A 15,463-nucleotide genomic window follows, 5' to 3' on the forward strand; every position below is an offset into this window, starting at 1 on the left:
TCAGGTGGTTTTTTTGATACAATATTAATATGAAAACAGGAACAGTAAAAATTTGGCAAAAAGAACGTGGCTACGGCTACATTACCCCCGATGCTGGCGGCGACGACGTCTATGTGCACTTCAATGGGATTGATATGGAGGGATTCAAGTCCCTTAATCAAGGCGAAAAAGTGAGTTATGTCTTAGTCCAGGGGTATCAAGCTTATCAAGCAGCACATGTTAGGCCCATCATGAAAAAGGCATCAGAAGTATAATGGCGGAACGCGAGCAAGTCCGAGATGCCCAAACCGTTTATGAAGGGCCGATTTTTAGTGTTGAAAAACAAGCAGTGACGCTTTTTAACGGTAAAACATCTCAGCGAGATATTGTCCATCATGTGCCAGCGATTGCCGTGATGGCGTTTCCTGATGAGGATCACATGCTTCTGGAAAAGCAGTATCGGGCAACGATTGGGGATTTCATTTTAGAAATTCCTGCTGGTAAGCTCGACGCGCGTGATTTTAACGAGCCGGAACACGCCGTTATTCGTGAGTTAAATGAGGAACTACGGGTGTCAGCGGGTCATATTCAACGCGTTACCGGATTTTATGAAACAGTGGGCTTTTCAGATGCCTACATGCACCTTTATATTGCGCGTGATTTACAGCCAATTCCAGTGGCCAACCAGTTACCCCGCGATTTAGGGGAATCACTTGACATTGAGTCCGTGTCCTTTGATGCGTTGAAACGTTTGTTTGAAGCGGGTGAAATCAACGACCAAAAGACGTTGACGGCTTTCTTATATTGGTCATATTTGCGAGGTTAAAATGTCAGAAGAACTATCACGTCGGGCTGCAAAAAAAGAACAAAAACAGCGCGATAAAGAGCGTCAACGGGTAGAAAAGGCGTATGCAAAAGCCCACCCAACACCCATTACGGTGGTTACGCCTGAAACGCGAGAAGAAATGCGGCGCACCCGCAAAGGCCGCTATGAACTGGGGTCAGATGGTAAATTAACGGCTAATGGCAAGGCTAAGCGCCTAACCCATCGCTATAACGTAGCGATTGTATGTTTAGTCTTATTAATTATTGCGACCTATGTTTTTTTCTTCTTCGTGAACTAACCAAATTACACAACACAGCAGATTTTTTAATGAGAAAGGAAGGGGCAGTTGGGCAAAGATGCAGCAACTGTCGCCAAATAACGTATGAAAATTGGAATTATAACGCCAATGGCGGAAGAAAAGATTGCTTTGATTGCTGCATTGGAAAATGTCACAACCAAGCAACATGGCGGCACTGAAATTACCAGTGGCCATTATCGTGGCCATGAAGTGATCTTAACCGAATCTGGGATTGGAAAGGTCGCAGCAGCTTCAGCAACAGCCTTGATGATTGACAACTTCCAACCTGACTTGGTCGTTAACACGGGTTCAGCTGGGGCATTAGACCCTGATTTGAAAATTGGGGATGAAGTGGTTGGCACCCAAGTGGCTTATTCAGATGTTGATGTGACGGTGTTTGGTTATGCCTTTGGCCAAGTGCCAAACAAGCCATTGTTTTATGAAGCCGATCCAACGGTTGTTAAGGACTTTGAACAACTAGCGGCTGTGAAAGAAGGTTTGATTGTATCTGGGGATCAATTTGTTCAAGATGCAGCCAAGCAACGTATCTTGTCCCACTTCCCAAATGCCTTGGTTGCTGAAATGGAAGCAGCTGCGGTTGCTCAAGTTGCCTACCAATTTGGCACGCCATTTATTGTGCTACGAGGCGTGTCTGACTTAGCCAATGGCGATTCTGGCGTGGTATTTGATGATTATGTGATTGAAGCAGGTAAGGCTTCAGCCAAGTTGTTGTTATCATATCTTGATAGCAAAGCATAATTGAGACCGCGTGAGCGGTCTTTTGTTTTAATTAACTCGTTAAAAGTAAGAGATAAGGATTTAAAAATGATTACAAGTTATAATTTTCAAGGGATGGGTGATGTACTTGTCATTATCTTAGCACCAAATGCCGCTAATCAAAGCGTGACAACTCATGGCCAAGTGACACGCATTGAAGATGCTAGTACCCAAGTTGCCACTGGTTTTAATCTTGCGGGGGTTGGGGCACAACTTGGCTTAACGGCCGTTCAAGGACAGGTCGTATTGACTGCTGATCAGGTTGATCAGGTGAATGCGTTACTAGCAGAAGCTGGCTTTGAAGAGCAATTAGTTGTGTCACCATCCAAGTTGGTGATTGGTCGGGTCGAAAAGATGACGGTGCATCCTGATTCTGATCATTTGCATGTGACCACAACCGCCGTTGGTGATGGTCAGACACTGCAAATTGTGTCAGGATCACCAAATATGCGTGAAGGCATTAAAGTTGTGGTCGCACAACCAGGCACGATGATGCCATCAGGCGCCTTAATTTGGGATGGCGCTTTGCGCGGTGTGCAATCAAGTGGCATGATTGTGTCAGGTCGCGAACTCAAATTGCCAGCGGCACCAGATAAGCCAGGTGCTTTGGTATTACCAGAAGACTTTGGCGAAGTTGGGACAGTGTTTGATTTTGCTCAGGCGCAGAACTTGTATACAGATCACTTAGTGGATACAAATTATTAAGATGGCAACACAAGAAAAAATTCAAAATGCGCGGCGGACGTATCGGACGCTCAATGATGAAAACGCGCAGTATAAAAAATTAATATTTGAGTTACGAAAAGGTGAATTACAATACTTTACTTTCGTGGCGGTTGAGGAGCAATAATGGCGAACACATATTATTTTATTGGTATTAAAGGTACAGGTATGGGGCCATTGGCGCAAATATTACATGATCAAGGCCATGTCGTATTAGGATCAGATATTGATACCTATACTTATACGCAAGCACCATTGGAAGCGGCGGGGATTGAAATTTTACCGTTTGCTGCGGCCAATGTCGATGCGCATCAGGCGGCCATTTTTATTCGAGGGAATGCCTTTACCGACGAGCATGTCGAAGTTGCCCGAGCCCTTGAACTTGGCGTTAAGATGATGACTTATCCGGATGCGGTGCAAGACCAAATTGCGCAAACAACGTCGATTGCCGTAGCTGGTGCGCACGGGAAAACGTCAACAACTGGTCTGCTGGCTCATGTTTTGAAAAACATTGCGCCAACGTCATATTTGATTGGGGATGGCACCGGTCGTGGCGTACCAAATTCGCAATTTTTCGTGGTAGAAGCGGATGAATATCGCCGTCACTTCAAAGATTATGCGCCTGATTACGCTATTTTGACAAATATTGATTTTGATCATCCCGATTATTATCAAGACATTGACGATGTGACAGCGGCTTTTGCCGATTTTGCGGATAACGTGAAAAAAGCGATTTTTGCTTGGGGTGATGATCCGCATTTGCGGGGATTGCAACCCAATGCTGACGTTTATTATTACGGGACGAATCCTGATCGTGATGATTTTGTCGCCACAAATATTCGCAAATCAACGCAAGGCTCACATTTTGACGTGCAATTCCGTGGCGAAGCCTTAGGTGAGTTTGCCGTGCCGTTGTTTGGCCAACACAGTATTTTAAATGCGCTGGCGGTTATTGCAGTGGCCTACATGGAAAAGGTTGATCTCAACTTGATTCGGGAATTCTTGATGACGTATCAAGGGGTCAAGCGCCGCTTTAGCGAAAAGCAAATCGCCGATATCACAGTGATCGATGACTATGCGCATCATCCGACAGAAATTGATGCGACCTTGGATGCTGCCCGCCAGAAATATCCTAACAAGCAAATTATTGCGATTTTCCAACCGCATACTTATTCTCGTGTGATTGCCTATAAAGATGAATTTGCCAAAAGCTTAGAGGCGGCCGATAAAGTCTTTTTAGCTAATATCTTTGGTTCAGCCCGCGAACAAGCAGGTGCCGTGACGTCTGCAGAAATTGGTGCGGAAATTAGCAAGTTTGGTGGCATCATCACAGAAGATAGCATGAGTTTATTGATGCCATTTGAAAATGCTGTGATGGTCTTTATGGGGGCAGGTGATATTGAAAAATATGAATTTGCCTACGAAAAGTTGATCGGACAACTTCGGACAGATTTACAATAAACACTGGCTTTTTGAAACAGATTAATGTTAATTTAAACGTTGGTTTGATATAATAGATGCAACCCAAGTTGGTGTTGATATGACAAATGTGATATTAACTGAACTTGGTAAACTAGTTTTAATGCGAGGAGACTCAAATGGATAATTTTAATATGAATGCCCGTCGTGATGTGACAGGCATGGACGCGGGTATGCGCGCGTTCTTTAAACAAACGTATAGTTTTATGGGGATTGCAGTCTTGCTCACAGCAATCACTGGCTTTATTGTGCAAAAGTTCTTCTTGGCCCAGGTTTATGCCCTTATTGCGGGGAATCTCATTGGGACCTTAGCACTCTTTGGTATTCAAATTCTGATCATGACCATGATTGGCCGCGCAACCTTTAAAAACCCAGCGCGCGCCTTTGGCTTATTGATGGCTTTTGCGGTCATTGAAGGCTTAACTCTTGGCGTACTACTGGCCGTGTATACTGGGGCCTCAGTGATGATGGCCTTTGTCTCAGCTGCGGCGGTCTTTGGTGGTATGGCAGCTTATGGTGTCTTCACCCAGCGTGACTTAACAGGCATGGGTTCCGTGTTGTTTGGCATGGTTATTGGTTTGATTGTTGCCTCAGTGATGAACCTATTTTTCTATAATGGCATCGTATCACTGCTCATTTCAGGAGTCAGTGTTGTCGTCTTTGCGCTTTATACAGCCTATGACAATCAAAGTCTCAAGGAGATGTATAGCCAATTCGCCGGGCAAGCAGATACGACTGGGTTGGCCGTCAATGGGGCATTGCGCTTGTATCTTGACTTTGTCAACTTGTTCTTTGCATTGCTTCGTATCTTTGGTGTCGCGGGTGGTTCACGCGATTAAATTCAATCGCCGCAGGGCAAGACAAAAAGCAGCTGAAAGGCTGTTTTTTTGTTACACTAGAACTACGTAAAGGAAAATAAAATGACAAAGACACTACTTTTAATCGACGGTAATTCACTCGCGTTTCGCGCTTTTTATGCCATGTATAACCAGCTTGATCGGATGATTTCACATACCGGACTCCATACCAACGCCTTAGTTGCTTTTAATAATTTCTTAGATCAGATTGTTGATCCAATGCAACCGGATTTAGCGGTAGTGGCTTGGGATGCCGCATCAGGAAAACAAACATTCCGTGGCGATTTATTTTCTGGGTACAAGGATGGGCGATCAAAAGCACCTGAAGAATTTAGAGAACAATTTCCTTACTTGCGTGAAATGGTGGCACTTCACGGCCTGCGAAACTACGAGCATCCAGGCTTGGAAGCAGATGATATTATTGGTACGTTTTCACGTTTAGGAGAAGCAGCAGGGTATCAGGTGACAATTGTGACCGGCGACCAAGATTTAATCCAATTAGCAACGGCTAATATTACGGTCAATGTGACCAAAAAAGGGGTGACTGAAATTGAACGTTTCACGCCGGCTTATATTCAAGAAAAGTATGGTTTGACGCCGTTACAAATTATTGAAAAAAAGGCCTTAACTGGGGATACGTCCGATAATTATCCTGGGGTGACAAAGGTCGGCGAAAAAACAGCGTTAAAATTATTAGCGCAATACCATGATTTAGATCAGCTCTATGCACAAATTGACGAAATGAAACCGTCAAAGATGAAAGAAAATCTGATAAATGATCGTGATGCTGCTTATATTGCCCGGCAACTGGCAACAATTCAAACAGATGCCGAACTGGAATTACCATTGGCAGAAATTGAGTACCGTGGCATTGATTATGATCAGTTAGTGCCATTTTATGAATCGTTAGATTTTAAACAACAATTAGCCAAAATTAAAGCGTTAAAAAAATCGGGACAGTTGACAAGCCAAGCCATTTTACCCGAATCCGTGTTGCAGGTCGTACCATTACAGGCCGATAATTTACGCGCGGTGGCCATGTTAGGGGATGAACTTGCTTTACATATTGAACTGGCTGGTCAAAATTATCATGAAGATGAGATGATTGGCTTTGTAATTGGGAATGCGGCATCTGGTTATTATGGCAGTCGTGATCTTAGTTTGTTACAAACGCCCGAGCTTAAGACAATTGTTGAAAATCCGGCCATTGTAAAACATGTGTTTAACGTGAAAGCCCAATCTGTGCTGTTTAAACGTTTAGGGCTCATTCTTAGCGGCGTGACCTTTGATTTCTTGTTAGCGGCGTATTTATTAGATACAACAGCAAACGACAACGAACTCTCGACATTGGCCCAACGTTTTGACATCTATGTGCAGCCGGATGAAGACATTTACGGCAAAGGCGCCAAGTTTGCCGTGCCAGACGATGACGCACTTGTCCTCAATCATCTAGGGCAAAAAGCAGCAGCATTAATGCAACTTGCTGAACCAACATTTGCGGCGTTGACGGCGCATGAACAAATGCATCTTTATACAGATATTGAATTGCCGTTAGCACATGTTTTGGCTGACATGGAATATCGTGGCATTAAAATTGATCAAGCGCGATTGGTAGAAATTGGGACAGACTTAACTGGCCGAATTCAAGCGATTGAAGATGCTATTTATTTAGAAGCTGGGGAAGAGTTTAATATTAATTCGCCTAAACAATTAGGCAGCCTGTTGTTTGAAAAAATGGGCTTGCCTGTGATTAAGAAGACGAAAACAGGCTATTCAACAGCTGTGGATGTTTTGGAAAAATTAGCCCCGCAAGCACCTATTGTTGAACATATTTTACAATATCGTCAATTGGCTAAGTTGAAGTCAACTTATGTGGATGGCTTATTATCTGTAGTCAATCCAAAAGACAGCAAGGTGCATACACGCTTCTTACAAACTTTGACACAGACTGGTCGATTGTCATCGGTTGATCCCAATTTGCAAAATATCCCCATGCGTTCAGAAGCGGGCCGCCAAATTCGTACGGCATTTATTCCTAGCCAACCGGACTGGCAAATTTTTGGCGCCGATTATTCACAAATCGAGTTGCGCGTGCTTGCCCACATGACAGGGGATAAAAACATGCAACAAGCCTTTTTGAATGGCGAAGATATCCATGCAGAAACGGCGCGTGCTGTTTTTGGCTTACCAAGCAATGCCCCAGTTGATGCCCTGCAACGACGCACGGCAAAGGCGGTTAATTTTGGGATTGTGTATGGCATTTCGGATTTTGGTTTGGCCAACAATCTTGGGATTACTCGGGCGCAAGCGAAAACGTTTATTACAACTTACTTTCAGGAATTTCCAAAAGTGCATGAATGGATGAGTGAGATTAAAGCGCGGGCACATGAACAAGGGTATGTGGAAACCATTGCCAAACGCCGTCGCTATTTGCCGGATATTCATGCCAAGAATTTTAACTTACGCAGTTTTGCCGAACGCACAGCGATGAACTCGCCAATTCAAGGTTCGGCAGCAGATATTATTAAAATCGCCATGATTAAGGTGGCCAATGTGATTGCCGAACAGCACCTTCAAGCACGCATGTTACTACAAGTACACGATGAATTAATTTTTGAAGCACCGGTATCAGAAATACCGACCTTAACTGAATTAGTGACCCAAGTGATGGATTCTGCGGTGGCACTCGATGTGCCAATGCAGGTAGAAAGTCATTACGGGAATACCTGGTATGATGCGAAGTAAGTGTGCCTTTGGCACGCTTTTTTTCTGGTTTAAAACACATGTCATAAAACCTGACACGAATTCGCAATTTGATGAAATTTGGATTAAAATGAAATTATGTTAACGGAGGTTGTTAAATGAGCGAACGTGAATTGAGAAGAAATTTAGCGATTCTACCGATTGGCACCGTCCGTGAATTGACGTTATTAACTGATCGTCAGATTCGATATTATGAACAAAATCAGTTAATCACGCCAAATCGCGGGAAGGGCGGTCAGCGCCGTTTTTCATTAAACGACGTGGATCGTTTGCTAGAAATTAAGGATTTTCTAGATGCGGGGGATTCAATCAAGGACATTCAAGAAATCTTCGAAAAGCAGCGCCGCAAATCAGTTGGGCAACCTGATTCGGAAACAGCATTACGGCGATCATTGCAAAAAGAATTTGCACAGATTGGTCGGTTTGGACGTTAGTTTGAAATGTATGCGCATTTCGATATTGGTGTAGGAAGAAAGGGAAATCATGGCACGCAAGTCATATACAAAAGAAGAAATTAAGCAAATTGTTGCGGATGAAAACGTTGAATTCATTCGTGTGACATTCACTGATGTTTTTGGTGCAATCAAGAACGTTGAAGTGCCAACATCGCAATTGGACAAAGTGTTAAACAACAATTTGATGTTTGATGGGTCATCAATTGAAGGATTCGTCCGGATTAACGAATCAGATATGTATCTTTACCCTGACTTGTCAACATTCATGATTTTCCCATGGGCAACGGATGAACATGGTGGTAAGGTCGCACGTTTGATCGCCGACATCTATACTGCTGACCGTGAACCCTTTGCTGGGGATCCACGTTATGCTTTGCGTAAGGTTTTGGCTGACGCAAAGTCGGCTGGATTCACATCATTTAATGTTGGGACAGAACCAGAATTTTTCTTGTTTAAGTTGGATGCCAATGGCAACCCAACGACTGAATTGAACGATAAGGGTGGCTACTTTGACTTGGCCCCACTGGACATGGGCGAAAACGTTCGTCGTGAAATCGTTTTGACTTTGGAAAAGATGGGCTTTGAAATCGAAGCCGCCCATCACGAAGTGGCGGAAGGCCAACACGAAGTGGACTTTAAGTATGCTTCTGCCTTGGAAGCAGCTGACAATATCCAGACATTTAAGTTGGTTGTGAAGACAATTGCGCGTAAGAACGGTTACTTTGCGACATTTATGCCAAAGCCTGTTGCTGGGATCAACGGCTCTGGGATGCACACCAACATGTCATTGTTCCGTGATTCAGAAAACGCCTTTGAAGATACTTCAGATGAAATGGGCTTGTCAAAGACGGCCTATAACTTCTTGGGTGGCTTGTTGGCCCACGCAACGGCCTTTACAGCCTTGGCTAACCCAACGGTTAACTCATATAAGCGTTTGACACCTGGCTTTGAAGCCCCAGTTTATGTGGCATGGTCAGCTTCAAACCGTTCACCAATGGTGCGTGTCCCTGCGTCACGTGGGAAGTCAACGCGTTTAGAATTGCGTTCAGTTGATCCAACGGCTAACCCTTATACAACTTTGGCAGCTGTATTGGCAGCTGGCTTGGATGGGATCAAGAGTGAACTTGAACCATTGGCATCAGTTGATAAGAACATCTACTTGATGGACGAAACAGAACGCACAAAGGCGGGCATCACAGATTTGCCAGATACATTATTGGCAGCCGTGCGTGAATTGTCAACCGATGACACCATCATTGCAGCCATTGGCACACACATCGCAGATAAGTTCATTGAAGCCAAGAAAATTGAATATACATCGTATCGTCAATTTGTGTCACAATGGGAAACTGACGCTTATCTTGAAAATTATTAATCAGATTACCTTGGGCATTAAAACAAGTTGACCCAACAGAAAAGCCACGACAAGTCGTAGCTTTTTTGTTATGATAAAGGAAGTGTTTTAATAGACTGAGGAGCGTGTCAACGACATGAAAAATATAACAATTGACTGGCGAAAAGCCTGGCTAATTGCGGTTGTGTTTATTGCGAGTGCCTGTGTTCAGGTCTTAGCTTTGAATGCATTTTTAATCCCCAATAAAGTCTTTTCAAGTGGCTTTAACGGTATTGCCCAGCTTTTGGCAATTTTCTTTGCACAAGTTTTGCATATGAACGTCCAAACTGGTATATTCATTATGATTTTCAACATTCCAATTGGGATTGTTGGATGGAAGTTAATTGGTGGCAAATTCACCATTTTGAGTTTCTTAAATTCAATTTTCGTCTCATTTTTGCAAATTTTTGCGCCCACCCAAGCTTTGACCACTGAACCATTGCTTGCTTCATTGTTTGGTGGCCTACTCCTAGGTGTTGCGATTGGCTTGGCCATGCGTTTTGGTTTTTCAACCGGCGGCATGGATATTGTTGCCATGGTCGTGCAAAAGCGGACTGGGAAGTCAATTGGCGCCCTAATGAACGGCATTAACTTTGTTGTCGTGATTGTTGCTGGCACATTTATTGGCTGGCAAAATGCGTTATTTACCTTAATTGGTATCTACGCCACTGGTCGTTCAGTTGATGCGATTTATACAGGGTATCAAAAATTGACGGCGATGATTGTGACGTCAAAAGGGGATGAAGTAGTGACGGCCTTGCATAAGGACTTGATCCGCGGCATTACGATTTTGCCATCAAAAGGGGCGTATACAAAACGTGATTCAACCACGTTGATGATGGTCTTGTCACGTTATGAGTTGGTTGAGATGCAAGAGATTGTTCATCGTACAGATCCCAAAGCATTTATCAATCTGATGAGTACGGTCAGTGTGTCGGGAGAATTCTTTGATTCAGACCGCCAGTTACAAATGAAAAAAGCCGTTGCAGTGCCAAAGTTTGAAACGGTAGAAGCTCAAATTGAAGCGGAACAACAGTTAGAAGCACAGTTAGATCAAATTGAAGATCATGTGCCAGGAAAGGAAAACTAATTATGCCAATCGTACAAGTTGAATTACTCGCAGGTCGTAGTCACGAACAACTCGCCAAGATGGTGAAGGATATCACGGATGTGATTGTTGAAGATGCAGGTGCAGCACGTGAAGCGGTCCACGTCATCGTTCGCGAAATGCCAAAAGATCGTTACGCCGTTGGTGGTGTCTTAAAGAGTGATCAATAAAAAAGTGTGTGTCGTTCGACACACACTTTTTTATTTAATGTTGTGGCCCAGTGGAATCACGAATCACGAGTTGCCCATCAATTACAACACGTTGGATTGTTTGTGGGCTTTCATCACGAACTTTGACAAAAAGCCGGTATAACTGTTTGCCCGCCTCAAAAAAACTAAATTCAAAGCTGGTGAGGTTGGGGGTGACTGTTTCACTGAAAAAAGATTGTCCAAAGCCAATGTATTGTGGTTTTTGATGTAAGGCATATCCTGACTGCATCGCACCAACGGCGATACGATCGGTTGCACCAATGACCAAATCGTATTGGTCAGCCGCCATGGCTTTTTTGGCATCATGTTTTGCGGTGTCAAGTTTGAAATCGGTCATGACTTCAGTATAGGGGGTCTGGGCTAATGCGGCTTTAATGCCCATAAATCGGTCATGGCCAACAGCATGGTCAATTTCAGCATTAACATTGAGTAAGAGGACGTTTTTAGGGTGGAGCGTTTTAACATAGGCCCCAACAGTTTCACCACCGTGCTGATCGGCCATGATCACGCGGTGAAAATCTGGTTCATCTTGACCTTGGATGACAATTGGCAGCGGCGAGGCTGTTAATGCTGCCCGAATCTCGTCAGTTAAATTGGCGGTAAGCAAAATGATGCCGCCGACATTTTGTGACTGTAGCTTTTCGATTGCCGCCAGTTCACGTTTGGGGTCTTGGTAGGCGTTCACAATTAAAAAGGTGTCCTCTTGGTTGCATTCATCCAACCCGCGTAACATATCAGATTGCGCGATTGAATCTAACCGTGGCACAATGACACCAATCGTATGATTTGTTTGTTGTTTGAGGCTTTGTGCAAAGGTATTTGGAGTATAGCGCTGTTCTTGCACAATCCGCTCAATTTTTAGTCGCGTTTGCGCACTAACAGAGCCGCCGTTGAGGTACCTGGAAACGGTGCTCTTGGCGACATTTGCCATTTTGGCAATATCGTTAATTGTCACTTTTTTATTCATAACACTAATGATATCAGAAAACACACGGGATGTTGTCATATTTTTGTCATCGAATAGGGGGTTGCAAAATTATTTGTAAGCGGTTACAATAACATTGTAATAAAGAACCGGTTCCGTAATACGTATTTGTAAGATTGGCAGTGCTGTCTTGGCAGCCGTTTTAAAGTAGAGTAGAGGAAAATGTCATGAAGTATAATGAAGTAGCAAAGCGTGTGGCAAACGCGGTCGATAAAGACAACATCATTGCCGCAGCACATTGTGCCACACGCCTCAGGCTTGTTGTCAAAGATGTCAAAAAAATTGACCAAACCGCTTTAGATAATGATCCTGATTTAAAAGGGACGTTTAACGCGAATGGGCAGTATCAAATCATCGTCGGGCCAGGAGACGTTAATGGTGTTTATGATGAGTTCGTTAAGTTAACTGGGGTAAAACAAGCTTCTACTGATGACCTTAAGCAAATTGCTGCACAGTCAGGGAAGAAAAACCCAATCATGGACTTGATTAAAGTCTTGTCAGATATCTTTGTGCCATTGATTCCAGCCTTGGTTGCTGGTGGTTTGTTAATGGCCCTGAATAACATTTTGACGGGTGCTGGCATGTTTGGCCCAAAGTCATTGGTGCAAATGTTTCCCCAAATTACAGGCCTAGCCGAAATGGTTAATTTGATGGCTTCAGCGCCATTTGCCTTCTTACCAATTTTGATCGGGATTACCGCTACACGACGCTTTGGTGGTAGTGAAATTCTCGGTGCAGCTGCTGGCATGATGTTGGTGATGCCAAGCTTGGTCAACGGTTACAACGTTGCCGAAGCTGTGGCCACTGGTAAAATGCCAACTTGGGACTTGTTTGGGTTACATGTTGCCCAAGCCGGCTACCAAGGCCAAGTGTTGCCAATCATTGGGGTGGCCTTCATTCTTGCCACGCTGGAAAAGTTCTTCCACAAGCACTTGAAAGGTGCGATTGACTTTACGTTCACACCAATGCTTTCAATGCTTTTGACAGGTTTCGTCACATTTATCGTGGTTGGTCCAATTTTGCGGATTATTTCAAACGGTATCACTGATGGTTTGACATGGTTAGTGACAACCTTTGGGTTCATTGGGTATGGTGTCTTTGGCTCATTCTATTCAGCCATTGTGATCACTGGCTTGCATCAAAGCTTCCCAGCAATCGAAACCCAATTGTTGGCTAATATCACAAAAACAGGCGGTGATTTCATCTTCCCAATTGCTGCATCAGCGAACGTGGCGCAAGGTGCCGCAACATTTGCAATCTACTTCTTGGCAAAGGGTAATGCCAAAATGCGGGCGCTAGCTTCATCTGCTGGTGCATCAGCAATGCTTGGCATTACCGAACCCGCATTGTTCGGGGTGAATTTGAAGTATCGTTTCCCATTCTTCATCGCATTAGGTGCTTCTGGTGTCGCAAGCTTAATGATGGGCTTGTTCCATGTGATGTCATCATCACTTGGCCCAGCCGGATTGATTGGCTTCATTGCTATCCCAGCAAATAAGTGGGTCGGTTTCTTCATCTCAATTATTATTAGTTTTGTTTTGGCATTTGTTGTCACACTTGTCTATGGTCGCTCACATATGACAGATTCTGATAGCGCACAAGCACCTGTGGCACCAACCAATACCAATGCCACTAACGGTTTTGCGGTCAACGCACCAGTCGCTGGGGAATTGGTGGATATTGCAACAGTTAACGATGCCGTCTTTTCAAGTGGTATGATGGGACAAGGGGTTGCCATTGAACCAAGCAGTAATCAAATTCTTGCACCAGCGGATGGTGAAATTACGGTGGCTTATGCCACAAAGCATGCGTATGGTTTAAAAACAGCGGATGGCGTTGAGGTGTTGATCCATATTGGGATTGATACTGTGAACTTGGAAGGTAAGGGCTTTACTTCTCAAGTTGTGCAAGGTCAGCATGTCACAAAGGGCACAGTGCTCGGGACATTTGATAAAAAGGTTATTGCTGATGCTGGTTACCCAGTGACAACGATGGTGGTTATCACAAATAGTAAGTCGTATGAAACAGTTGCCCGCAACATGCCATTTGGTGGCGAAGTGGTGCCAAATGATGTGATTTTGACGGCCGTACCACAAGCTGCGGCTCAAAGCGTGAAGGTCGCACCAGTTTAAGGAGTTTAAATGTTAGTTACAAACGATCGTATTGCTTTTGAAAAGTATCACTTATATCCAACCAAAGGGTTACTCAATGATCCCAATGGCCTTGTATTTTTTAAAGGGCAGTACCACGTCTTTTACCAATGGAATCCAATGGCTTGCAACCACACGTATAAAGAATGGGGTCACTTTGTTTCAGATGATCTCACAACATGGCGTCGGGTAGATACCGCTTTAAAGCCTTCACTTGAAAATTTGGATTCCGCAGGTATCTATTCTGGCGCAGCGTTTGTCAAAGATGAGCGACTTTACGTATTTTATACTGGTAATGTGCGAGATGCTGATGGCCGCAGTGTGAAATCGTCACAAATGTGGGCTGTGAGCGACGATGGCATACATTTTGAAAAATTAGGGGAGTTATTTCCGCATCCGGCAGGGTTTACTAAAGATGTTCGGGATCCAATGGTCTGGCAGGGTGATAATGGCCACTATTTCTTGATTTTAGGCGCACAACACGACAATCTTGTTGGTGATATTATCGTTTATGAGTCAACTGATTTTAAAACTTGGCAGTACCGTGGCTCAATATTGGGAGATCAGTTACCTGATGTGCGTGGTTATATGTTGGAGTGCCCGGGATTTATCACTGTTGATGGTAAGCAAATTTTAATGTTTTCGCCCCAAGGACTCACGCCAGATCACATCAACCATCGCTATGAGAATATCCACAACACTGGCTATGTGATTGGCACTTTCGATGAAACAAGTGCGCGTTTCCAGGTTGAAACGGCGTTTGAAGAAGTCGATCAAGGGTTTGAATTCTACGCGCCGCAAACACTCGTTGCGCCAGACGGCCGACGGATCATGTGGGGATGGGCTGGTATGATGACGCCCGAACGTGAAGCAGCGGTGCCAACGATTGACACGGCAGATTGGGTACACGTGCTAACTGTGCCACGTGAGTTGCACGTCAATACGAATTTTCAATTAGTCCAACAACCCATCCAAGAAATTTTATCGCCGACAGCACTGGCAATTCATGAGGTTGACCATCTCACCCCGGGGCAGTATCGCGTGCAGACTGCGGCTGACTGGTCGGTTGCCCTTGGTGAACATGCGACGTTGAAGCGTGAAGGCCAAACGCTGTATTTTAAGCGCCATCAATGGGAAAATGAGACTATTGATGGCCGCCAAATCACGGGAGATATCGATGATCTCCTCTTGATTGTGGACAACGATGTGATTGAAGTTTATACTGAAGATGGTTTGCAGGTCATGACGGGACGTTATTTCTAAGCAAACAGGATAAGACGCTAAGGCGCAACGGGACCTACTGACAACAGCAGGTCATCACAAAGGGGTAAAAAATGGGATTATTAGGTGCAATTGAAGCAGGCGGCACAAAGTTTGTGGTGGCTGTGGCAGATGAAAACTTTAACATTGTGGCACGGACAGCCTTTCCAACGCTAGATGGTGAAAAGACGTTAGATCAGG

General features: G+C 44.3%; 16 protein-coding genes and 1 pseudogene. 16 read left to right on the top strand and 1 reads right to left on the bottom strand.

What is annotated here, in order from left to right; translation table 11 throughout:
- Positions 1–29 precede the first annotated feature (29 nt).
- The 13 genes from HF966_RS03900 to HF966_RS03960 all read left to right on the top strand — a co-directional run bounded on the left by HF966_RS03900 (position 30) and on the right by HF966_RS03960 (position 10,828).
- Positions 30–254 (top strand): cold-shock protein, encoded by a 225-nt coding sequence (locus HF966_RS03900; RefSeq protein ID WP_168676433.1) that lies wholly within the window; start codon positions 30–32, stop codon positions 252–254.
- Positions 254–805: an NUDIX hydrolase gene (locus HF966_RS03905; RefSeq protein WP_168676435.1), complete on the top strand. Its 552-nt coding sequence runs from the start codon at positions 254–256 to the stop codon at positions 803–805. Before HF966_RS03900 ends, HF966_RS03905 begins: the two co-directional genes overlap by 1 nt.
- Before the next feature lies 1 nt (position 806).
- Entirely contained in the window at positions 807–1,103 is a 297-nt protein-coding gene (locus tag HF966_RS03910) for a hypothetical protein (protein ID WP_168676437.1), read from the top strand.
- Between the two features lie 84 nt (positions 1,104–1,187).
- Entirely contained in the window at positions 1,188–1,862 is a 675-nt protein-coding gene (locus HF966_RS03915; protein WP_168676439.1) for a 5'-methylthioadenosine/adenosylhomocysteine nucleosidase, read from the top strand.
- A 66-nt stretch (positions 1,863–1,928) separates the two neighbouring features.
- The gene (gene ytpR / locus HF966_RS03920; protein ID WP_168676441.1) at positions 1,929–2,585 is read left to right on the top strand and encodes a YtpR family tRNA-binding protein; all 657 of its coding nucleotides are present in this window, start codon (positions 1,929–1,931) and stop codon (positions 2,583–2,585) included.
- 1 nt (position 2,586) lies between these two features.
- Positions 2,587–2,730 (top strand): UDP-N-acetylmuramate--alanine ligase, encoded by a 144-nt coding sequence (locus HF966_RS03925; protein ID WP_168676443.1) that lies wholly within the window; start codon positions 2,587–2,589, stop codon positions 2,728–2,730.
- Positions 2,730–4,064 carry a UDP-N-acetylmuramate--L-alanine ligase gene (gene murC, locus HF966_RS03930; RefSeq protein WP_168676445.1) on the top strand — a complete coding sequence of 445 codons (1,335 nt, stop codon included), beginning with the start codon at positions 2,730–2,732 and terminating at the stop codon, positions 4,062–4,064. The genes HF966_RS03925 and murC overlap by 1 nt, the downstream gene beginning before the upstream one ends.
- 137 nt (positions 4,065–4,201) lie before the next feature.
- Positions 4,202–4,921 (top strand): Bax inhibitor-1/YccA family protein, encoded by a 720-nt coding sequence (locus tag HF966_RS03935; protein ID WP_168676447.1) that lies wholly within the window; start codon positions 4,202–4,204, stop codon positions 4,919–4,921.
- An 81-nt stretch (positions 4,922–5,002) separates the two neighbouring features.
- Positions 5,003–7,684 carry a DNA polymerase I gene (gene polA / locus HF966_RS03940; RefSeq protein ID WP_168676449.1) on the top strand — a complete coding sequence of 894 codons (2,682 nt, stop codon included), beginning with the start codon at positions 5,003–5,005 and terminating at the stop codon, positions 7,682–7,684.
- Positions 7,685–7,800: 116 nt separating this feature from the next.
- Complete coding sequence (locus HF966_RS03945) at positions 7,801–8,136, top strand: MerR family transcriptional regulator (RefSeq protein WP_168676451.1); 336 nt, start codon at positions 7,801–7,803, stop codon at positions 8,134–8,136.
- 49 nt (positions 8,137–8,185) lie between these two features.
- Positions 8,186–9,532 carry a type I glutamate--ammonia ligase gene (glnA, locus tag HF966_RS03950; RefSeq protein WP_168676453.1) on the top strand — a complete coding sequence of 449 codons (1,347 nt, stop codon included), beginning with the start codon at positions 8,186–8,188 and terminating at the stop codon, positions 9,530–9,532.
- 115 nt (positions 9,533–9,647) lie between these two features.
- Positions 9,648–10,640 carry a YitT family protein gene (locus HF966_RS03955; RefSeq protein ID WP_168676454.1) on the top strand — a complete coding sequence of 331 codons (993 nt, stop codon included), beginning with the start codon at positions 9,648–9,650 and terminating at the stop codon, positions 10,638–10,640.
- Positions 10,641–10,642: 2 nt separating this feature from the next.
- Positions 10,643–10,828, top strand: coding sequence for a 2-hydroxymuconate tautomerase (locus HF966_RS03960; RefSeq protein WP_168676456.1), 186 nt, complete (start codon positions 10,643–10,645; stop codon positions 10,826–10,828).
- Positions 10,829–10,862: 34 nt separating this feature from the next.
- Here HF966_RS03960 and HF966_RS03965 read toward each other — a convergent pair whose 3' ends face one another.
- Complete coding sequence (locus tag HF966_RS03965; RefSeq protein ID WP_168676457.1) at positions 10,863–11,834, bottom strand: LacI family DNA-binding transcriptional regulator; 972 nt, start codon at positions 11,832–11,834, stop codon at positions 10,863–10,865.
- 185 nt (positions 11,835–12,019) lie between these two features.
- Between HF966_RS03965 and HF966_RS03970 the strand changes: the two genes are divergently transcribed.
- The 3 genes and pseudogenes from HF966_RS03970 to HF966_RS03980 form a co-directional block, all read left to right on the top strand.
- Complete coding sequence (locus HF966_RS03970) at positions 12,020–13,984, top strand: sucrose-specific PTS transporter subunit IIBC (RefSeq protein WP_168676459.1); 1,965 nt, start codon at positions 12,020–12,022, stop codon at positions 13,982–13,984.
- Positions 13,985–13,993: 9 nt separating this feature from the next.
- Positions 13,994–15,265 (top strand): glycoside hydrolase family 32 protein, encoded by a 1,272-nt coding sequence (locus HF966_RS03975; RefSeq protein ID WP_168676460.1) that lies wholly within the window; start codon positions 13,994–13,996, stop codon positions 15,263–15,265.
- A 71-nt stretch (positions 15,266–15,336) separates the two neighbouring features.
- Positions 15,337–15,463: pseudogene (locus HF966_RS03980) on the top strand (fructokinase); the annotation flags it as partial.

Origin of the sequence: Leuconostoc holzapfelii, assembly GCF_012396485.1 — a bacterium.
Lineage (GTDB): Bacteria > Bacillota > Bacilli > Lactobacillales > Lactobacillaceae > Leuconostoc > Leuconostoc holzapfelii.